Origin of the sequence: Streptococcus sp. 27098_8_113, from assembly GCF_041432545.1 — a bacterium.
Lineage (GTDB): Bacteria > Bacillota > Bacilli > Lactobacillales > Streptococcaceae > Streptococcus.
This window is the reverse complement of the sequence record NZ_JAPVZU010000001.1, coordinates 150,328-166,655: the sequence shown is the minus strand read 5'-3', so window position 1 is coordinate 166,655 and position 16,328 is coordinate 150,328. Positions and strand designations below refer to the sequence as shown.

General features: G+C 43.4%; 20 protein-coding genes. 1 reads left to right on the top strand and 19 read right to left on the bottom strand.

Translation table 11 applies throughout. From position 1 onward, the window contains the following. Nucleotides 1–3: 3 nt before the first annotated feature. The 16 genes from O3644_RS00830 to O3644_RS00755 all read right to left on the bottom strand — a co-directional run bounded on the left by O3644_RS00830 (nt 4) and on the right by O3644_RS00755 (nt 12,882). Nucleotides 4–684 (bottom strand): ABC transporter ATP-binding protein, encoded by a 681-nt coding sequence (locus O3644_RS00830; protein WP_371594823.1) that lies wholly within the window; start codon nt 682–684, stop codon nt 4–6. Further along, the gene (locus O3644_RS00825) at nt 677–1,258 is read right to left on the bottom strand and encodes a TetR/AcrR family transcriptional regulator (protein ID WP_371594822.1); all 582 of its coding nucleotides are present in this window, start codon (nt 1,256–1,258) and stop codon (nt 677–679) included. Before O3644_RS00825 ends, O3644_RS00830 begins: the two co-directional genes overlap by 8 nt. A 248-nt stretch (nt 1,259–1,506) precedes the next feature. Beyond that, the gene (locus O3644_RS00820; protein ID WP_371594821.1) at nt 1,507–2,055 is read right to left on the bottom strand and encodes a carboxymuconolactone decarboxylase family protein; all 549 of its coding nucleotides are present in this window, start codon (nt 2,053–2,055) and stop codon (nt 1,507–1,509) included. A 182-nt stretch (nt 2,056–2,237) separates the two neighbouring features. Further along, complete coding sequence (locus O3644_RS00815) at nt 2,238–3,008, bottom strand: acetyl-CoA carboxylase carboxyl transferase subunit alpha (RefSeq protein WP_371594820.1); 771 nt, start codon at nt 3,006–3,008, stop codon at nt 2,238–2,240. After that, nucleotides 3,005–3,868 carry an acetyl-CoA carboxylase, carboxyltransferase subunit beta gene (gene accD, locus O3644_RS00810; protein ID WP_371594819.1) on the bottom strand — a complete coding sequence of 288 codons (864 nt, stop codon included), beginning with the start codon at nt 3,866–3,868 and terminating at the stop codon, nt 3,005–3,007. Before accD ends, O3644_RS00815 begins: the two co-directional genes overlap by 4 nt. Before the next feature lie 65 nt (nt 3,869–3,933). Continuing rightward, entirely contained in the window at nt 3,934–5,301 is a 1,368-nt protein-coding gene (locus O3644_RS00805) for an acetyl-CoA carboxylase biotin carboxylase subunit (RefSeq protein ID WP_045500622.1), read from the bottom strand. 18 nt (nt 5,302–5,319) lie between these two features. Next, on the bottom strand, nt 5,320–5,742 hold the full coding sequence (gene fabZ / locus O3644_RS00800; protein ID WP_371594818.1) for a 3-hydroxyacyl-ACP dehydratase FabZ: 423 nt from the start codon (nt 5,740–5,742) through the stop codon (nt 5,320–5,322). Continuing rightward, nucleotides 5,739–6,236: an acetyl-CoA carboxylase biotin carboxyl carrier protein gene (accB, locus tag O3644_RS00795; RefSeq protein ID WP_371594817.1), complete on the bottom strand. Its 498-nt coding sequence runs from the start codon at nt 6,234–6,236 to the stop codon at nt 5,739–5,741. Before accB ends, fabZ begins: the two co-directional genes overlap by 4 nt. Further along, nucleotides 6,237–7,469, bottom strand: coding sequence for a beta-ketoacyl-ACP synthase II (gene fabF / locus O3644_RS00790; protein WP_371594816.1), 1,233 nt, complete (start codon nt 7,467–7,469; stop codon nt 6,237–6,239). Nucleotides 7,470–7,521: 52 nt separating this feature from the next. Beyond that, entirely contained in the window at nt 7,522–8,256 is a 735-nt protein-coding gene (gene fabG, locus O3644_RS00785; RefSeq protein ID WP_148887001.1) for a 3-oxoacyl-[acyl-carrier-protein] reductase, read from the bottom strand. A 12-nt stretch (nt 8,257–8,268) separates the two neighbouring features. Beyond that, nucleotides 8,269–9,189 carry an ACP S-malonyltransferase gene (gene fabD, locus O3644_RS00780; protein ID WP_371594815.1) on the bottom strand — a complete coding sequence of 307 codons (921 nt, stop codon included), beginning with the start codon at nt 9,187–9,189 and terminating at the stop codon, nt 8,269–8,271. Next, nucleotides 9,182–10,156, bottom strand: a complete 975-nt coding sequence (gene fabK, locus O3644_RS00775; RefSeq protein WP_015605768.1) for an enoyl-[acyl-carrier-protein] reductase FabK — start codon at nt 10,154–10,156, stop codon at nt 9,182–9,184. The genes fabD and fabK overlap by 8 nt, the downstream gene beginning before the upstream one ends. Before the next feature lie 129 nt (nt 10,157–10,285). Then, nucleotides 10,286–10,510: an acyl carrier protein gene (locus O3644_RS00770; protein WP_005591706.1), complete on the bottom strand. Its 225-nt coding sequence runs from the start codon at nt 10,508–10,510 to the stop codon at nt 10,286–10,288. Nucleotides 10,511–10,564: 54 nt separating this feature from the next. After that, nucleotides 10,565–11,539, bottom strand: a complete 975-nt coding sequence (locus O3644_RS00765; protein ID WP_371594813.1) for a beta-ketoacyl-ACP synthase III — start codon at nt 11,537–11,539, stop codon at nt 10,565–10,567. After that, nucleotides 11,539–11,973 carry a MarR family winged helix-turn-helix transcriptional regulator gene (locus tag O3644_RS00760; protein WP_045500607.1) on the bottom strand — a complete coding sequence of 145 codons (435 nt, stop codon included), beginning with the start codon at nt 11,971–11,973 and terminating at the stop codon, nt 11,539–11,541. The genes O3644_RS00765 and O3644_RS00760 overlap by 1 nt, the downstream gene beginning before the upstream one ends. Nucleotides 11,974–12,090: 117 nt before the next feature. Then, a complete protein-coding gene (locus O3644_RS00755; RefSeq protein ID WP_148877777.1) occupies nt 12,091–12,882 on the bottom strand; it encodes an enoyl-CoA hydratase in 792 nt (263 codons plus the stop codon). 245 nt (nt 12,883–13,127) lie between these two features. Between O3644_RS00755 and O3644_RS00750 the strand changes: the two genes are divergently transcribed. Beyond that, on the top strand, nt 13,128–14,495 hold the full coding sequence (locus tag O3644_RS00750; RefSeq protein WP_125371151.1) for an aspartate kinase: 1,368 nt from the start codon (nt 13,128–13,130) through the stop codon (nt 14,493–14,495). Nucleotides 14,496–14,561: 66 nt separating this feature from the next. Here O3644_RS00750 and O3644_RS00745 read toward each other — a convergent pair whose 3' ends face one another. The 3 genes from O3644_RS00745 to O3644_RS00735 all read right to left on the bottom strand — a co-directional run bounded on the left by O3644_RS00745 (nt 14,562) and on the right by O3644_RS00735 (nt 16,275). After that, nucleotides 14,562–15,473 (bottom strand): DMT family transporter, encoded by a 912-nt coding sequence (locus O3644_RS00745; protein ID WP_048763487.1) that lies wholly within the window; start codon nt 15,471–15,473, stop codon nt 14,562–14,564. Between the two features lie 103 nt (nt 15,474–15,576). After that, nucleotides 15,577–15,870, bottom strand: coding sequence for a hypothetical protein (locus tag O3644_RS00740; protein ID WP_048763484.1), 294 nt, complete (start codon nt 15,868–15,870; stop codon nt 15,577–15,579). 48 nt (nt 15,871–15,918) lie between these two features. After that, nucleotides 15,919–16,275: a hypothetical protein gene (locus tag O3644_RS00735; RefSeq protein WP_048763482.1), complete on the bottom strand. Its 357-nt coding sequence runs from the start codon at nt 16,273–16,275 to the stop codon at nt 15,919–15,921. Between the last annotated feature and the right edge of the window lie 53 nt (nt 16,276–16,328).

Genomic DNA, 16,328 nt, shown 5'->3' with positions numbered 1-16,328 from the left:
AGCTTACCATCCAATCTCATAGGCCGTTTTGGGCTGGCTATTTGTCTCTATGCTTTGGATCTGGCCGCTATTGATATGGACAACAGTCTTAGCCATCTGAGCAATATTTGCATTGTGGGTCACCATGACTAGCGTAAAACCTAGCTCTTCTTGAAGACTTGAAATATAGGCCAGAATCTGACGACCTGTTGCTTCGTCCAAAGCTCCAGTCGGCTCATCCAAAAAGAGGACGCGAGGTCTTTTGGCCAGGGCTCGTGCAATAGCCACTCGCTGTTGCTCGCCTCCTGAAAGCTGACTTGGATAATGTTGGAGTTTATCACCTAAACCTAAAGCCTCCAAAATTCGGACATAATCTTGATTACCTGCTAAGTTGGCACCCATTTTGACATTTTGCTCCACTGTGAGATTTGGAAGCAAAAAATACTGCTGGAAAATAAAGGCAATCTGCGCTCGGCGAAAAGCCGTCAACTGACCTTCTGTCAGCTGAGATAAATCTTCCTCACCGAAGTACACATGACCACTGTCTGGTTTTTCTAGGCCTGATAAAACATTGAGCAAGGTTGACTTCCCAGAGCCAGAAGCTCCCAAAATGACCAAGTAATCTCGATCCGCAATCTCCAAGTTGATGCCTTTCAAGACTTCTCTTCCGTTGTAGGACTTGCAAATTTCCTTTAATCTAATCATTCTTGTTTCCTTTCATTTCCTTTAGGAGGGCAGCAAATACTTGCGTCAAACGTTCTGTCACTTCCTCCTGACTAAAAGAATAAATACCCGATGCTATCATGCTAGCCAAACCATGAGAATAGATAAACAAATGCTGATACACGAACTCTGCACTTTCTATGTGCATGGGATAATCCTCCACAATCGACTCTAATATCTGCTGATAACTATGGTCTTTCTGAGGCAAAAAGTCCTTGAAAGACTCAATGGGGTGCTTGTGAGGATTTAGATAGAGAATTTTAAAAAGCTGAGGCTCCTGACTAGCAAAAAGGATATAATCCATACCAACTGCTCTGAAAGGCTTGGCCCGCTCCAAAGCCGAACGAATATATTGGACTAGGACAAACTCAGCTGCCCGAACAACCGAATGACTTAAATCCTCCATATTTTCAAACTGACCGAAAATAACCTTAGGACTAGACTGTAAACGTTCAGCCAGAGAACGAGCAGTCAAACCAGCTAAGCCGACTTCTCTGACAATCCCTAGAGCTGCTTGAATAATCTCATCACGAGTAAATTTATTTTTAGGTGGCATCAAAACTCCTTTTAGATACAATTGTTGCGCAACATCTGTTTCTTAAAATATAATATCACACAGAACATTAAAAAACAAGTATAAAAAGAAGCCTTTCGGCTTCAATTTTTTTTATATTTTCTAAAGTATTGATAAAACTCTTCTGGAAGTTAAACCAGAGAAAGTCTCTCCAGCTCGGAACTAGTTTTTTGCTTGACTATAGCTAATGATAAAGAAGGGGCTAAAAGCCCTTCTCATCTCCTAAAAGACTAAGCATAAGGCTGCAATTCTGGATTGATTGGTGTGTTTGCTAGATTATTGGCATAATTGCAGAGGGTCGCAAGGCTGACACCCAGAACTACATCCAGAGCATTCTCATGTGTATAGCCCACTTCTAGAAAGTCTGCCAAAGCCTCATCTCCGACCCGTCCCTTGGTATTGATGACAGCAATGGTAAATTTGGCAAGTGTATCTAGCTTCGGATCTGTATCTATCGGCGTACGATTGCGTAGAGCCTCCAAAAGATCATCATTCATTTGAATCTGCTTGATTGAAAAGGCTGTATGACCCGCTACACAGAAAGCGCAGCCGTTGGTAACTGCAGCTGTAATCTGCACTACTTCTCGCTCAGTCGGTGTCAGGCTGTTGCGGCGATTGATGGCTCCAACCGTCCGATAAGTTTCCAAGGCCGTTGGCGCATTGGCCAAAAGACCGATAAGATTGGGAATATAGCCACCGTTATCTTTTTGAACAGTTTCTAAAACCTCTTTCACCTCAGCTGGGGCGGACTCAATCGTATGGATAGTAAATTCTGACATATGAAACCTCATTTCTTTTGATTAGCAACTATCTTAACATAGGTCTGACAGCTTGTATAATATATATTTTATATGACCTCTATAAAGAGAATATATTGCTACATGTCAAACCAAAATATATTACCACCTTAACTGCCTCCATACCTCTCTCAAGCAAGAAAAAGAAGCCCTAAGGCTTCTGACTAATATTTTCTAAAACGCTGATAACGATCTTCCAAAAGTTGCTCAAGGGAAAGTTTAGAAAGTTCTGCTAGTTCGGCACTGATTTCTTGCTTGACTGCAGCTAAGAGCTCATTTTTATTAAAGCCGCGTTCAGGGATAACCTTATCAACGACACCCATCTGCAAGAGCTCGTGCGAGGTGATCTTCATCATCTCAGCCGCCTCCATTGCTCTGCTGCCATCCTTCCATAAAATCGAAGCAAAGCCTTCAGGACTGAGAATGGCATACATGGAGTTTTCCAGCATCCAGACCTTGTCAGCAACTGCCAAGGCCAGCGCCCCACCAGAGCCACCCTCACCAATGATAATGGCAATAATGGGCACTTTCAGATCACTCATTTCCATGAGATTACGGGCAATGGCTTCTCCCTGTCCGCGCTCCTCAGCACCGACACCAGGATAGGCACCAGCCGTATTGATAAAGGTCACGACTGGACGGCCGAATTTCTCAGCCTGCTTCATGAGACGTAGGGCCTTGCGATAGCCTTCCGGATGGGGCTGACCAAAGTTCCGTCGCAAATTATCCTGCAAATTGCGACCTTTTTGAATACCGACCACTGTGACTGGCTGACCATTTAAAGTTCCGATACCACCAACGACAGCACCATCATCACGGAAACCACGATCTCCGTGCAATTCCACAAAATCATCAAAAATGCCTTGGGCAAAATCCAGAGCCGTCAAACGGGACTGATCACGCGCCGCTTTGATAATCTGACTGATTTTTGTCATTGGTCACCTCCATGAAAGCTCAAGAGAGTAGCAATCCGATCCCGCAATTCACCACGTTTGACAATCGCATCAACAAAGCCATGCTCCAGCAAGAACTCTGCCTTTTGAAAGTCATCTGGCAATTTTTCCCGTACAGTAGACTCAATAACCCGACGACCAGCAAAGCCTACCAAGGCCTGCGCTTCTGCCAAGATAATATCACCTTCCATAGCAAAAGAGGCTGTGACACCACCTGTAGTCGGATCTGTCAAAACGGTCAGGTAAAAAAGGCCAGCCTTTGAATGACGTTGTACAGCAGCAGAAGTTTTGGCCATTTGCATCAGGCTCATGATGCCCTCCTGCATGCGGGCACCGCCAGAAGCCGTAAAGAGGACGACTGGCAATTTATGTTCTGTCGCATACTCAAAGAGACGAGTAATCTTCTCACCGACAACTGTTCCCATGGAAGCCATGATAAAGTTGGAATCCATGATGCCAAGGGCTGTTTTTTGTCCCTTGATACTAGCTGTCCCCGTCAAAACAGCCTCATCTAGGCCAGTCTTTGCCCGTGTCTCCGCCAGTTTTTCTCGATAATTTGGAAAACGCAAGGGATCTGTCGTCTCAATACCTGTGAACAATTCCTCAAAGCTTCCTTCATCCACCGTCAAACTCAGACGCTCAAAAGCTGAAATCCGAAAAGTATAGCCACAGCTTGGACAGACACGCTCTGCCCCCAAATCTTTTTGATAAATGGTATGCTTACAACCTGGACACTTAGAAAAAAGCTCATCTGGAACTTCTGGTTTTGGCTGAGGCAAGGCACGAGAGGAACGATTAGGATTGATTCGAATATATTTATCCTTTTTTGAAAACAAAGGCATTGCTTACTCCTTCATTAAATTTTAGAGTGATTCTGCTTCTTTCAAACAAAATCACTCCTTGTCATCTATTTTTTCTCTTGATAAGCCGGAAGGAACTTCTCCATGAGAAAGGCTGTATCATAATCACCAGCAATCACATTAGGATCTGAAATCAGATCCAGTTGGAAACTGCTATTGGTCACGACACCGTCGATTTCTAGTTCATAGAGTGCACGTTGCATCTTCATCAGGGCATCAAAGCGATTTTCCCCGTGAACGATGATTTTGGCAATCATGCTGTCGTAGTAAGGAGGAATGGTGTAGCCAGGATAGACTGCTGAATCCACGCGCAGTCCCACTCCACCACTTGGCAGATAAAGATTGGAAATCTTGCCTGGGCTCGGTGCAAAGTTAAAGGCTGGATTTTCAGCGTTGATCCGGCATTCAATCGCATGACCCCGAATTTCAACATCTTCTTGACTAAAGGACAGCTCTTGACCATCTGCAATCTTAATCTGCTCTTTAACAATATCCACACCAGTAACAAACTCAGTCACTGGATGCTCTACCTGTACCCGAGTATTCATCTCCATAAAGTAGAATTCACCCTTGGCTTCATCCAGCAGAAACTCAATCGTTCCGGCATTTTCATAGCCGACAGACTCAGCAGCCCGAACAGCTGCCTCCCCAATCTGCTGGCGCAGGGTTTTCCCAATTGCCACAGATGGACTTTCTTCCAGCACCTTCTGATTATTCCGCTGCAAAGAGCAATCCCGCTCGCCCAAGTGGACCACATGCCCCTGCTGATCTGCCAAAATCTGGACTTCAATATGGCGCGCTGGATAGATGACTCGCTCCATATACATGGCTCCATTACCAAAGGCCGCTTTGGCTTCACTAGAAGCAGACTCAAAGGCCGCTACTAAATCCTCAGGCTTCTCAACCTTACGAATGCCTTTACCGCCGCCACCAGCAGAAGCTTTGAGCATGACTGGATAGCCAATCTTTTCAGCTACTTCCAAGGCTTCTTCAGAGGTATGAACTTCTCCATCAGAACCTGGGATAACCGGCACTTTGGCCTTAATCATCTGAGCCCGAGCATTAATTTTGTCCCCCATCAAGTCCATAACAGCACCTGAAGGTCCAATAAACTTAATGCCGACTTCTTCGCACATGGTCGCAAATTTAGAGTTTTCACTCAAAAAACCAAAACCAGGGTGAATGGCTTCCGCACCTGTCAGAACAGCAGCAGACAGAACAGCATTCATGTTTAGATAAGAATCCGTAGACTTGGCCGGCCCGATACAGACTGCCTCATCAGCCAGTAGGGTGTGGAGCGCTTCCTTGTCAGCTGTTGAATAAACAGCGACTGTATCAATTCCCAGCTCGCGAGCTGCACGAATAATTCTGACCGCAATTTCCCCACGGTTAGCAATTAAAATTTTACGAAACATGGTGAAATCTCCTCTTTCTTATTGACCAATCGCAAAGGTCAAGGTTCCGCTTGCTGCAAGTTTGCCATCAACTTCGGCCTTGGCCTCTACCACTGCAATAGTGCCACGACGCTTGACAAACTTGGCCGTCATAATCAGCTGATCGCCTGGTACAACTTGCTTCTTGAACTTAACCTTGTCCATGCCAGCATAGAAGACCAGCTTGCCCTTATTTTCTTCTTTAGACAATTCCAGCACACCAGCCGTTTGAGCCAGTGCTTCCATGATTAAGACACCCGGCATAACTGAATACTGAGGGAAATGTCCGTTAAAGAATGGCTCGTTGATCGTCACATTTTTCAAAGCGACAATCTCATCTTCGCTGACTTCCAAAACACGGTCCACCAAAAGCATGGGATAGCGATGCGGAAGCGCCTCTTTTATTGCATTGATATCAATCATTTGATGCGTACCAGCCCTTTCCCAAACTCAACCATTTCTTCATTCTGAACCAGAATTTCTGTAATCAGACCATCTTTCGGTGCTGGAACTTCATTCATGACCTTCATGGCTTCAATAATCATCAGGGTTTGACCTTTTTTAACTTGGTCTCCAACAGATACAAACGGTGGCTTGTCTGGACCAGCTGCTAAGTAAGCCACACCAACCAAGGGACTTTCCACGACATCACCCTCAGCAGCAGGTGCCGGAGCCTCTGGAGCCACCTCAGGTGCTGCAGTTGGAGCTGCTTGGGAAACTGTCTCAGATACAGGTGCACTTGCTGGCTGCACTGGAACTACAACAGGAGCTGCACTGACTGATGGAGTTGCTGCGACTGCGGCAGAACTTTCATTCTTGCTGAAAGTCAATTCATCACTTTGATTTTTATAAGAAAATTCACGCAGGCTTGATTGGTCAAACTGAGCCATCAAGTCTTTAATTTCATTGATATTCATCTAGTCCTCCCAACGCTTGAATGCCAGAACAGCATTGTGACCACCGAAGCCAAATGTATTGGAAATCGCATAAGGAATTTCTTGCTCCAAGCCTTGTCCATAAACGACGTTCGCTTCAATATAGTCTGACAATTCACTTGTTCCAGCTGTTTTTGGTACAAAGTTATGGCGCATTGCTTCGATTGTAGCGATTGCTTCTACCGCTCCTGCAGCCCCAAGCAAGTGTCCTGTAAAGGACTTGGTTGAAGATACAGGTACTTCTTTACCAAGAACAGCTACGATAGCACCACTTTCTCCTTTTTCATTAGCAGGAGTTGAAGTACCGTGGGCATTGACATAAGCTACTTGCTCTGGAGAAATCTCTGCCTCTTCCAAAGCCAATTTAATTGCCTTGATTGCACCCTGACCTTCTGGATGCGGAGAAGTCATATGGTAGGCATCACAGGTATTTCCATAACCGACTACTTCAGCCAAGATAGTTGCCCCACGTTTTTCAGCGTGTTCAAGACTTTCAAGCACCAACATCCCAGATCCTTCTCCCATCACAAAGCCGTTACGGTCTTTATCAAATGGAATAGAAGCACGAGTTGGATCTTCCGTAGTTGATAGGGCTGTCAGAGCTTGGAAACCAGCAATGGCAAAAGGAGTGATAGAAGCTTCTGACCCACCAACTAGCATGACATCTTGGAAACCAAACTTGATAGAGCGGAAGGCATCCCCAATCGCATCATTGGAAGAGGCACAAGCTGTATTGATTGATTTACAGATACCATTTGCACCGAAGCGCATAGCCACATTTCCTGAAGCCATATTTGGCAAAGCTTTTGGAAGAGTCATTGGCTTAACGCGTTTTGGACCTTTCTCATGCAATCGGATGACTTGATCTTCGATTTCCTTGATACCACCGATACCAGAAGCCACGATGACACCAAAGCGATCTCTATCGATTGCTTCTACATCAAGATTAGCATTTGTTACCGCTTCTTGAGCTGCATACAAGGCATACAAGGAATAATTATCAAAACGATTGGTATCTTTCTTGATAAAGTATTTATCAAAAGGAAAATCTTGAATCTCTGCCGCATTATGAACAGCAAAATCGCTGTGATCAAACTTGGTGATGGGACCAATCCCAATCTTACCTTCTTTTAAACTATTCCAAAATTCTTCTGGTGTATTTCCGATGGGAGAGGTTAAGCCATAACCTGTTACAACAACTCGATTTAGTTTCATAGTGAACTCCTTTATGATAATTGGTAAACTGTCAAATCCAAATGCATTGCACTTACTGCATGGTCAGCCCGCCATCAATCGCGATAACCTGACCAGTAAGGTATTCCTGACCTGCCAAGAACAAGGCGACATCAGCCACTTCTTCGGTATTGCCGAACCGTTTCATTGGGATTTGAGCCAGAGAGGCTTCTTTGATTTTTTCAGAAAGCCCGTCTGTCATATCCGATTCGATAAAGCCTGGGGCAATCACATTGACACGGATATTGCGCCCAGCTACTTCGCGAGCAACTGACTTAGAAAATCCAATCAAGCCAGCTTTAGAGGCTGCATAGTTGGCCTGACCGACATTACCAGTCAAACCGACAACACTTGATAGGTTGATAATTGCTCCCTGACGAGCCTTGGTCATTGGTTTCAAGACAGCTTGCGTCATATTGAAGGCTCCAGTCAGATTGACCTTCAGCACTTGCTCGAAGTCTTCCTCTGTCATCTTGAGCATAATCTTATCGCGGGTAATTCCAGCATTGTTGACCAAGATATCTACAGAACCCAAAGCCGCAATCGCCTCCTCAACCATTCGCTTAGCATCAGCGCCATCAGACACATCGCCTGAAATAGCCACGACCTTTATTGGATAGCCAGCAAACTCAGCTAAAACTTCGTCCGAAATTTGTCCGCGCCCGTTCAAGACAATATTGGCACCTGCACTTGCAAACTTATGTGCAATGGCCAAACCAATCCCACGGCTAGAGCCAGTAATAAAAACATTTTTATTCTTTAATTCCATTGATATTCCCCATTATTTTTCCAGTAGGGCTGTCAAAGTCTCTACACTTTCAACAGAATGAACAATTGCCGATTTATCAATTTTCTTCATAAAGCCAGACAGGACTTTCCCTGGGCCAATCTCGATAAATTCTGTCACACCAGCTTCCTGCATTTTAGCGATACTGTCATAGAAACGAACTGGTTCCATGACCTGGCGGGTCAGCAATTCCTTAATTCTACCTGTTTCCATGATATCCGCCTCTGTATTGCCCACTAGCGGAAGCTGAAAATCAGCAAATTCTGTTTCAGCCAAAACCTGAGCTAATTGCTCACTGGCTGGTTTTAAGAGTGCTGTATGGAAAGGACCTGAAACATTCAGCGAAATCAAGCGTTTCACACCTGCTTCCTTGAGCAATTCCACCGCCTTGTCCACCGCTGCCACATCTCCCCCAATGACAATTTGACCTGGAGTATTGTAATTGGCAGGAGAAACAACTCCTAGCTGACTAGCCGTCTGGCAGGCTTCCTCAATAAGAGCCACTTCCACATTTAGGACCGCAACCATCTTTCCAGAACCAGCAGGAGCTGCTTCCTCCATGAAAGCTCCGCGTTTAGCGACTAGAGCTACCGCTGTTTTGAAGTTCAGCGCACCAGCAGCTACCAAGGCAGAGTATTCGCCTAGAGAGAGGCCGGCCACCATATCAGGCTGGATTCCTTCTTCAGCCAGCAAGCGATAAATAGCAAGAGAAGTTGTCAAAATTGCTGGTTGAGTATAGCGAGTTTGGTTGAGTTTTTCTTCATCTTGGTCAATCAATGCCCGAACATCATAGCCCAGAACTTGACTCGCTTCCTCAAAAGTCGCCTTGACCACATCATACTGCTCATAGAGGTCACGAGCCATTCCCAGATATTGGGCTCCCTGACCGGCAAAGAGAAAGGCTTTTTTAGTCATTTCTAGTAACTCCTGCCCAACGTTTTGCTTCTTGCTGAATCTTTTCAGCAGCGCCATAATAGATATCCTTGAGGATTTCTTCGACTGTTTCTTCCTTGCTGACCAAGCCGGCAATCTGACCGGACATGACCGAACCATTTTCCACATCACCACGGACAACCGCATTGGCCAAGGCACCAGCACCTAGATTTTCAAAAACAGTCAAATCTGGAGTTTCTTGCTTGAAGGCTTCTTTTTCAGCTTTTTCGAAATCACGCGTCAGCTTATTCTTGATAGCACGAACCGCATGGCCGAAATGCTGAGCAGAGATTGTCGTATCAATATCACGAGCCTTCAAGATCATATCTTTATAATTTTGGTGGGCATTGGATTCCTTAGCAACAACAAAACGAGTTCCGACCTGAACAGCCTCTGCCCCCAGCATAAATCCAGCTGCAGCACCAGAGCCATCCGCAATACCACCAGCTGCAATAACTGGAATGCTGACTGCTTCTACGACCTGACGAACCAAGGTCATGGTCGTTAACTTACCGATATGACCACCGGCTTCCATCCCTTCAGCAATGACGGCATCCGCTCCGATTTTTTCCATCCGTTTAGCCAGAGCCACACTTGGTACAACAGGAATCACAGTAATACCTGCTTCGTGGAAACGAGCCATGTACTTACTTGGATTGCCGGCACCAGTCGTCACCACTTTTACACCCTCTTCAATGACGAGGTCCACGATGTCATCTACAAAAGGCGACAAAAGCATGATATTGACACCGAAAGGACGATCAGTCAAAGACTTAATCTTGTCAATATTGGCTTTCACCACTTCCTTAGGCGCATTTCCGCCACCAATGATCCCAAGACCACCAGCCTTTGAAACCGCACCAGCCAAGTCACCATCTGCGACCCAGGCCATACCACCTTGGAAAATAGGGTATTTAATATCTAATAATTCTGTAATTCGTGTTTGCATAATACCTTCCTCTAATCATTGCTTAAGTAATAGCTTGAGCTAAAGCTGCGAGATAGCAGACTTTTTACTTTGACAGTCAAACTATTACCTAAACAAGAGAGAATATCTTGCGATACTCTCAAATCTTTATTATTTTGTTTTTTCTTCTACGTAAGCAACCAAGTCACCAACTGTTTTCAAGCCTTCTTCAGTTTCGATTTGGATGTCAAATGCATCTTCGATTTCTGAGATTACTTGGAACAAATCCAATGAATCCGCTTCAAGATCATCGAAAGTTGACTCAAGTGTAACTTCTGATGGCTCTTTACCAAGTTCCTCAACGATAATTTCTTGTACTTTTTCAAATACTGCCATGGATAGACTCCTTTAAAAAATATATTTTTTATCTATGTGTTTCCACATGATTAACTAAATTGTAACAATAAGCGTGCCCCATGTCAAACCTCCACCGAAACCTGACAATAAAATAGTCTGATCTCCGTTCAGCTTAATCAAGTCCTGTTGGACACACTCAGATAATAAAATCGGGATGCTAGCTGCACTAGTATTGCCATATTCCATCATATTAGCAGGTAGTTTTTCCCGAGAAACTCCGAGTTTCTTCGCCATTTTATCTAAAATTCGGAAATTGGCTTGATGCAAGAGCAGATAATCAAGCTCCTCCACTGAAAATGGACTCTCTTCAATGGTATTTTTGATAGACTGTGCCACATCACGAATGGCGAAATCAAAGATTGCTCGGCCTTCCATTTTCAAATAGCGATCATCAACTTGCTTTTCCGAAAAGGGAGAGGACAAACCAAGTCCACCACAAGTCAGACTCTGACCTCTCAAGCCATCAGTAAACTGACTTTCAGCCCAAAAATGCTGCTTTTCTGCCGCTTCAAGCAAGACTCCTCCAGCCCCATCACCAAACAAGACTGACGTCGCACGATCCGACCAATCAACGACTTTCGAAAGCGTTTCGCTACCGATGACCAAACCTCTTTGATAGCGACCAGAGGAAATGAACTTTTCTCCAGTTGATAAGGCAAAGATGAAGCCACTGCAAGCTGCCGTCAAGTCAAAAGCAAAAGCCTTGGCAGCTCCAATATTGGCCTGCACCCTAGCTGCAGTTGACGGCATCATAGAATCCGGAGTGATCGTCGCAACAATGATAAAATCAAGCTGATCAGCAGACAGTTGGGCCTTTTCTAGCAATTGCTCAGCAACCTTTGTAGCTAAATCACTGGTTGACTCAGTCCGAGATAAATGTCGCTGTTTGATACCTGTTCGACTTGAGATCCATTCATCGCTTGTATCCATCATCTTGGCCAGATCATCATTTGTGACAATCTGCTCTGGAGCATAATGAGCTACTTGAGTGATTCTTGCATAGTTCATTATTTCAACTCCTCTAAAAAATTATACAAGTTCTGCAAACCTTTTTGCATTGCATTTTTTTCTTCTGAGGACATTCCTTCCACTACTTGCATGACCATGCGATTGTGGAATCGTTTATGAAGGCGATACAAGAGTCTCCCCTTCTTAGTCAAACTCAGATGAACTACACGACGGTCAATGGATGAACGGCGACGCTCGATATACCCTTTACGCTCCAAGTTATTCAAGCTGGTTGTGACAGTCCCCAAAGTGACTAACAATTCCTTTGAAATATCGCTTGGAGTCGCATTAGGCATGGTACCAATAACATCAATAGTGTGCATTTCTTTAATGGAGACATCTTTAAATTGACTGCCTCGGAGGCTGGACTCTTCAATAACCAAAACATTATTAAAAATGGATGTTAAATAATCATTGACTAATTGATAATTCAAACCAACACCTCCTTCATAAATACTTTGACATTCAAATTTTATCAGATCTCAAAATAATTTGCAAGTCCTTTTGAAAATTTATTTGATTTTCAAATAATTTTCTTATCCTACAAATCCTTACTTACCTGTAAATTGTGGACGACGCTTCTCAGTATAAGCTTGGACACCTTCTTTGAAGTCCTCAGTGAAAGCAAGAGACTTCTGTAAAGATAACTCCAACTCCGCATATTCATTCCAACCGCTGAACAGGCTCTTCCAGACCATTTCTTTCATAGCTCTGTAAGAATTCAGCGAACCGCGTTTTAGCTTCTTCAGCAACTGTTCCGTTGTTTTTTCTAGCTTCTCTGCTTCACAGACCTTATAGAGTAAACCATAATCCAGAGCCTTCTCTGCAGTCAGAGCCTCTCCAGTCATAACCAAATGGGTTGCCCGAGTCACACCAATTGCCCGAGTCAGAAGATAAAGCCCACCGGCGTCTGGCGCTAAGCCCACTCCCACAAAAGCTTGAATGAAGCGAGATTTTTCCGTCGCAATGCAGAAATCTGCAGCCACGACCATATTGGCAGCTGCACCAGCAACAGGGCCATCCACACTCATGATAACTGGCTTGGGTAGTCGTTTCATGGCAAAAGAAATGTCATTGACCAGCTCTGCAATTTTTACCAAGGATTGAATATCGTCAGCACTGACAGCTCTTTGCATCTCAGCTAGGTCGCCACCGACAGAAAAGACCTTCCCATTGGCATTGATCACTAAAAACTTCACTGCCTCATCATTTGCGGCCAGCTCAATCGCTTCTAAAATCTCCTCACACATCGGAATATTGAAACCATTTGAAACTTCAGGGCGATTGAAGGTAATAGTCGCCACTTCATCAACTACCTTATAAAGAATACCATTAAAAGTCATTCTAACTCCATTCCAGACTGGGTAATTACAGTCATTTCATTTTATAATTAAATAATTTGATAGTCAAATTACATTTATTCTAGCATAAAAGATGTAAGAAAGAAAACAAAAACTGGAAAATTTGATTTCATATTCGTTTTTTGCTTATTTTTGCAATAAATTTATATAAAGCGATGCTTCTGATAGATTTGCAAAATTTTCAGAATTTTGTTATAATTTTTCCTAAATCATCTTTAGGAGTTTCTATGAAAGTTGTAAAATTTGGCGGAAGTTCACTTGCTTCTGCTTCACAGTTAGAAAAAGTCTTACATATTGTAAAGTCTGATGCTGAGCGTCGCTTCGTTGTCGTTTCTGCACCAGGAAAAAGAGATGACCAAGATACAAAAGTCACCGATGCCCTGATTAAGTATTATCGCCAGTACATTGCAGGAAATGATGTCTCAAAGGAGCAAAATTGGATTATTAAACGCTACTCCGATATGGTCTCTGAGCTAGGTCTAAAATCTGCAATTATTGAAAAAATTTCTAAGAGCATCATCTCCCTAGCTACTCTGCCAATTGAAAATAATGAATTTCTTTACGATACTTTCCTAGCAGCTGGTGAAAACAACAATGCTAAGCTCATCGCAGCTTACTTTAACCACAATGGCATCCCGGCTCGCTACGTCCATCCTAGAGAAGCTGGACTAGTGGTTTCAAGCGAACCAGGAAATGCTCGGATCCTTCCTTCAAGCTATGATAAATTGGAAGAACTAATTCATTCCGATGAAGTCCTTGTCATCCCTGGCTTCTTTGGTGTCACTCAAGATGGACAGATCTGTACTTTTTCTCGTGGTGGCTCAGATATTACAGGATCAATTATTGCAGCTGGTGTCAAAGCTGACGTCTATGAAAACTTCACTGATGTGGACGGCATCTTTGCTGCTCACCCTGGGATTATTCATAAGCCACGCTCTATCGCTGAGCTTACTTACCGTGAAATGCGAGAATTAGCCTATGCAGGTTTTACTGTCCTTCACGATGAAGCCCTGCTTCCAGCCTATCGCGGAAAAATTCCACTCGTTATCAAAAATACCAACAATCCAGAGCACCCTGGTACGCGCATCGTCCATAAACATAGCGAAGATCATCCTCCTGTTGTAGGAATCGCTGGCGACTCTGGCTTCGTAAGCATTAACATGTCCAAGTATCTCATGAACCGAGAAGTTGGATTTGGCCGAAAGGCGCTTCAGATTTTGGAAGATCTAAATATCGGTTGGGAGCATATGCCAACAGGAATCGATGATCTTTCCATCATTCTTCGTGAACGTGAATTAACTCCAATCAAAGAAGAAGAAATTCTGCGCCAACTTGTACAAAAAGCAGAAGTAGACTACGCTGAGATTGAGCATGACCTCTCTATCATCATGATTGTCGGCGAAAAAATGAAAAGTCATATCGGGGTGACTGCTACTGCGACTAGAGCTCTTTCTGACAACAAAATCAATATCCAAATGATGTCACAAGGTTCTAGTGAAGTTTCTATCATGTTTGTTGTCAATAAGAACCAAGAAAAAGAGGCCATCCGTGCTCTGTACAAAGCATTCTTTGGCAGCTCAGAAAGCAATGAATAAACCGAATAAGTAAACAACAAAGACCTAGCTCTATTCAGAGCTAGGTCTTTCCTTATTCTTTCTTGCTTATAATAAACCTTTTTTCTTTTCCAAGATTAGGTCTTTGACAGATATCAACAGGACAGCCAGCAAAATCATGCCCATACCTACAAAATCAAGTAGATAAAAGCGTTCATTCATAATGACAAAGGCAAAAAAGACCGCTGAAATAGGCTCAATCGAGGCTAAGAGGCTAGATTTGACAGGACCGACCAAGCTTGTTCCCTTCAAAAAGACGGTGTAAGCAAAGATTGTTCCGATGACAATGATGCCGACCAAGGCTAGAAGGATATCTAAACGGAATTGCCACTGATGCTGGAAAATACCGCTGAAAGGAAGGAGCAAGATACCTGCAATGGTCATCCCAATGCCGATAACCAGCATGCTTCCCCACCTTTTAATGAGCTCAATCGGCAAAAGAATATAAAGTGCATAAGTAAAAGCTGAGAAAATGCCTAAAAATAAGCCTTTTGGCGTCATCGAGAGCTGATTGACCTGACCGTGGGTCGCAATCAGAAAGGTTCCACCGATAGCCAAAATCATGGAGCAGACCTGAGCCACAGTCGGTGCTACTCTGTCTTTGACACAAGTGTAAGCCAAGACTCCCACTGGACAGAGATATTGTAAAACCGTTGCTGTTCCTGCATTCGTCTCATGAATGGCCGCTAAATATGCATATTGATTGATGAATAAGCCTAGAACTGCAAAAATTAAAATGTGTAGCAGAGAGCTCTTGTATTTCCAAATCTCTTTAAAAGAATCTTTATTTGTTGCATAAGCCAACATCATCAAGACCAAACCTGCTAGCAACAAGCGTACATTGGTCAAGCTCAGTGCCGAAAAACCATGCTCCATCAGATATTGACCACTTGTTCCCGATAAGCCCCAAGCAATCCCCGCAGCCAAGGTATAAAGGGTCCCCCTTAAAACTTTTGACATCTCAAACCTCTTTCTGTTAGCTTTGATCATTATAACATAAACCATAAAGAAAAATCAGTCTGTTTTGACTGATTTTTTATGATTTAGCAGAGCCCAAAAATGGCTAATCCTCTATCTCAAGAAGTAAATAAGGCAAGCCTAATATAAAGCCAATAATTCCTAGCATAGCTCGCATTCCAGAAGCTGTAACAAGTACTTTCTGACCATCTTTCACTTGAATATTATGCGATTTCATAAAGCTTTGTCCAACCTGTAGTTCAACACTGTTTCCCTCAAAAGTCAGCGTTTTACTTTCATCATTCGCAAGTTTATCCACAAGTTCACCATTTAGATATACTGCAACATTTTGAGCTACTCCGACCATACCGGTAGCACGCGTAATGGTAAATTTTGGCATCAAAAAATCCTTTATTTCAAGCTAACCTATCAACAAAAACTCTTCAGTTTATTCTTCAATCCTAGCTGAGTAAAAAGGCAGAAGAAACATTAAAACAATATAAAGAATTAAGAGAATTGCACGCACTAGACCACCAAAGAACAGGCCGAGCAACAAAACTCCTAGACAGATAGAAAAATTTGTAAAATTTGTTTCAACTAGCAAAGTTTGCCCTGCTTTAACTGTCACTGGCTTGGTTCTCATAGGGGCAGCTCCTACACGAACAACAGCTTCTTCTCCCTCAATAGGAAAGGCCGCCTCGTCGCCATTCTGGATTGTACCAACCTTTTGACCATTGATTAAAATTGGAAAATTCCCAATGATCCCTACAAAGCCTGTTCCGCGTTTTACTTTAATTTCTGACATAAGAACTCCTTTATTTTTTATCTATTTTACCATAAATACCATTCAAATAAAAG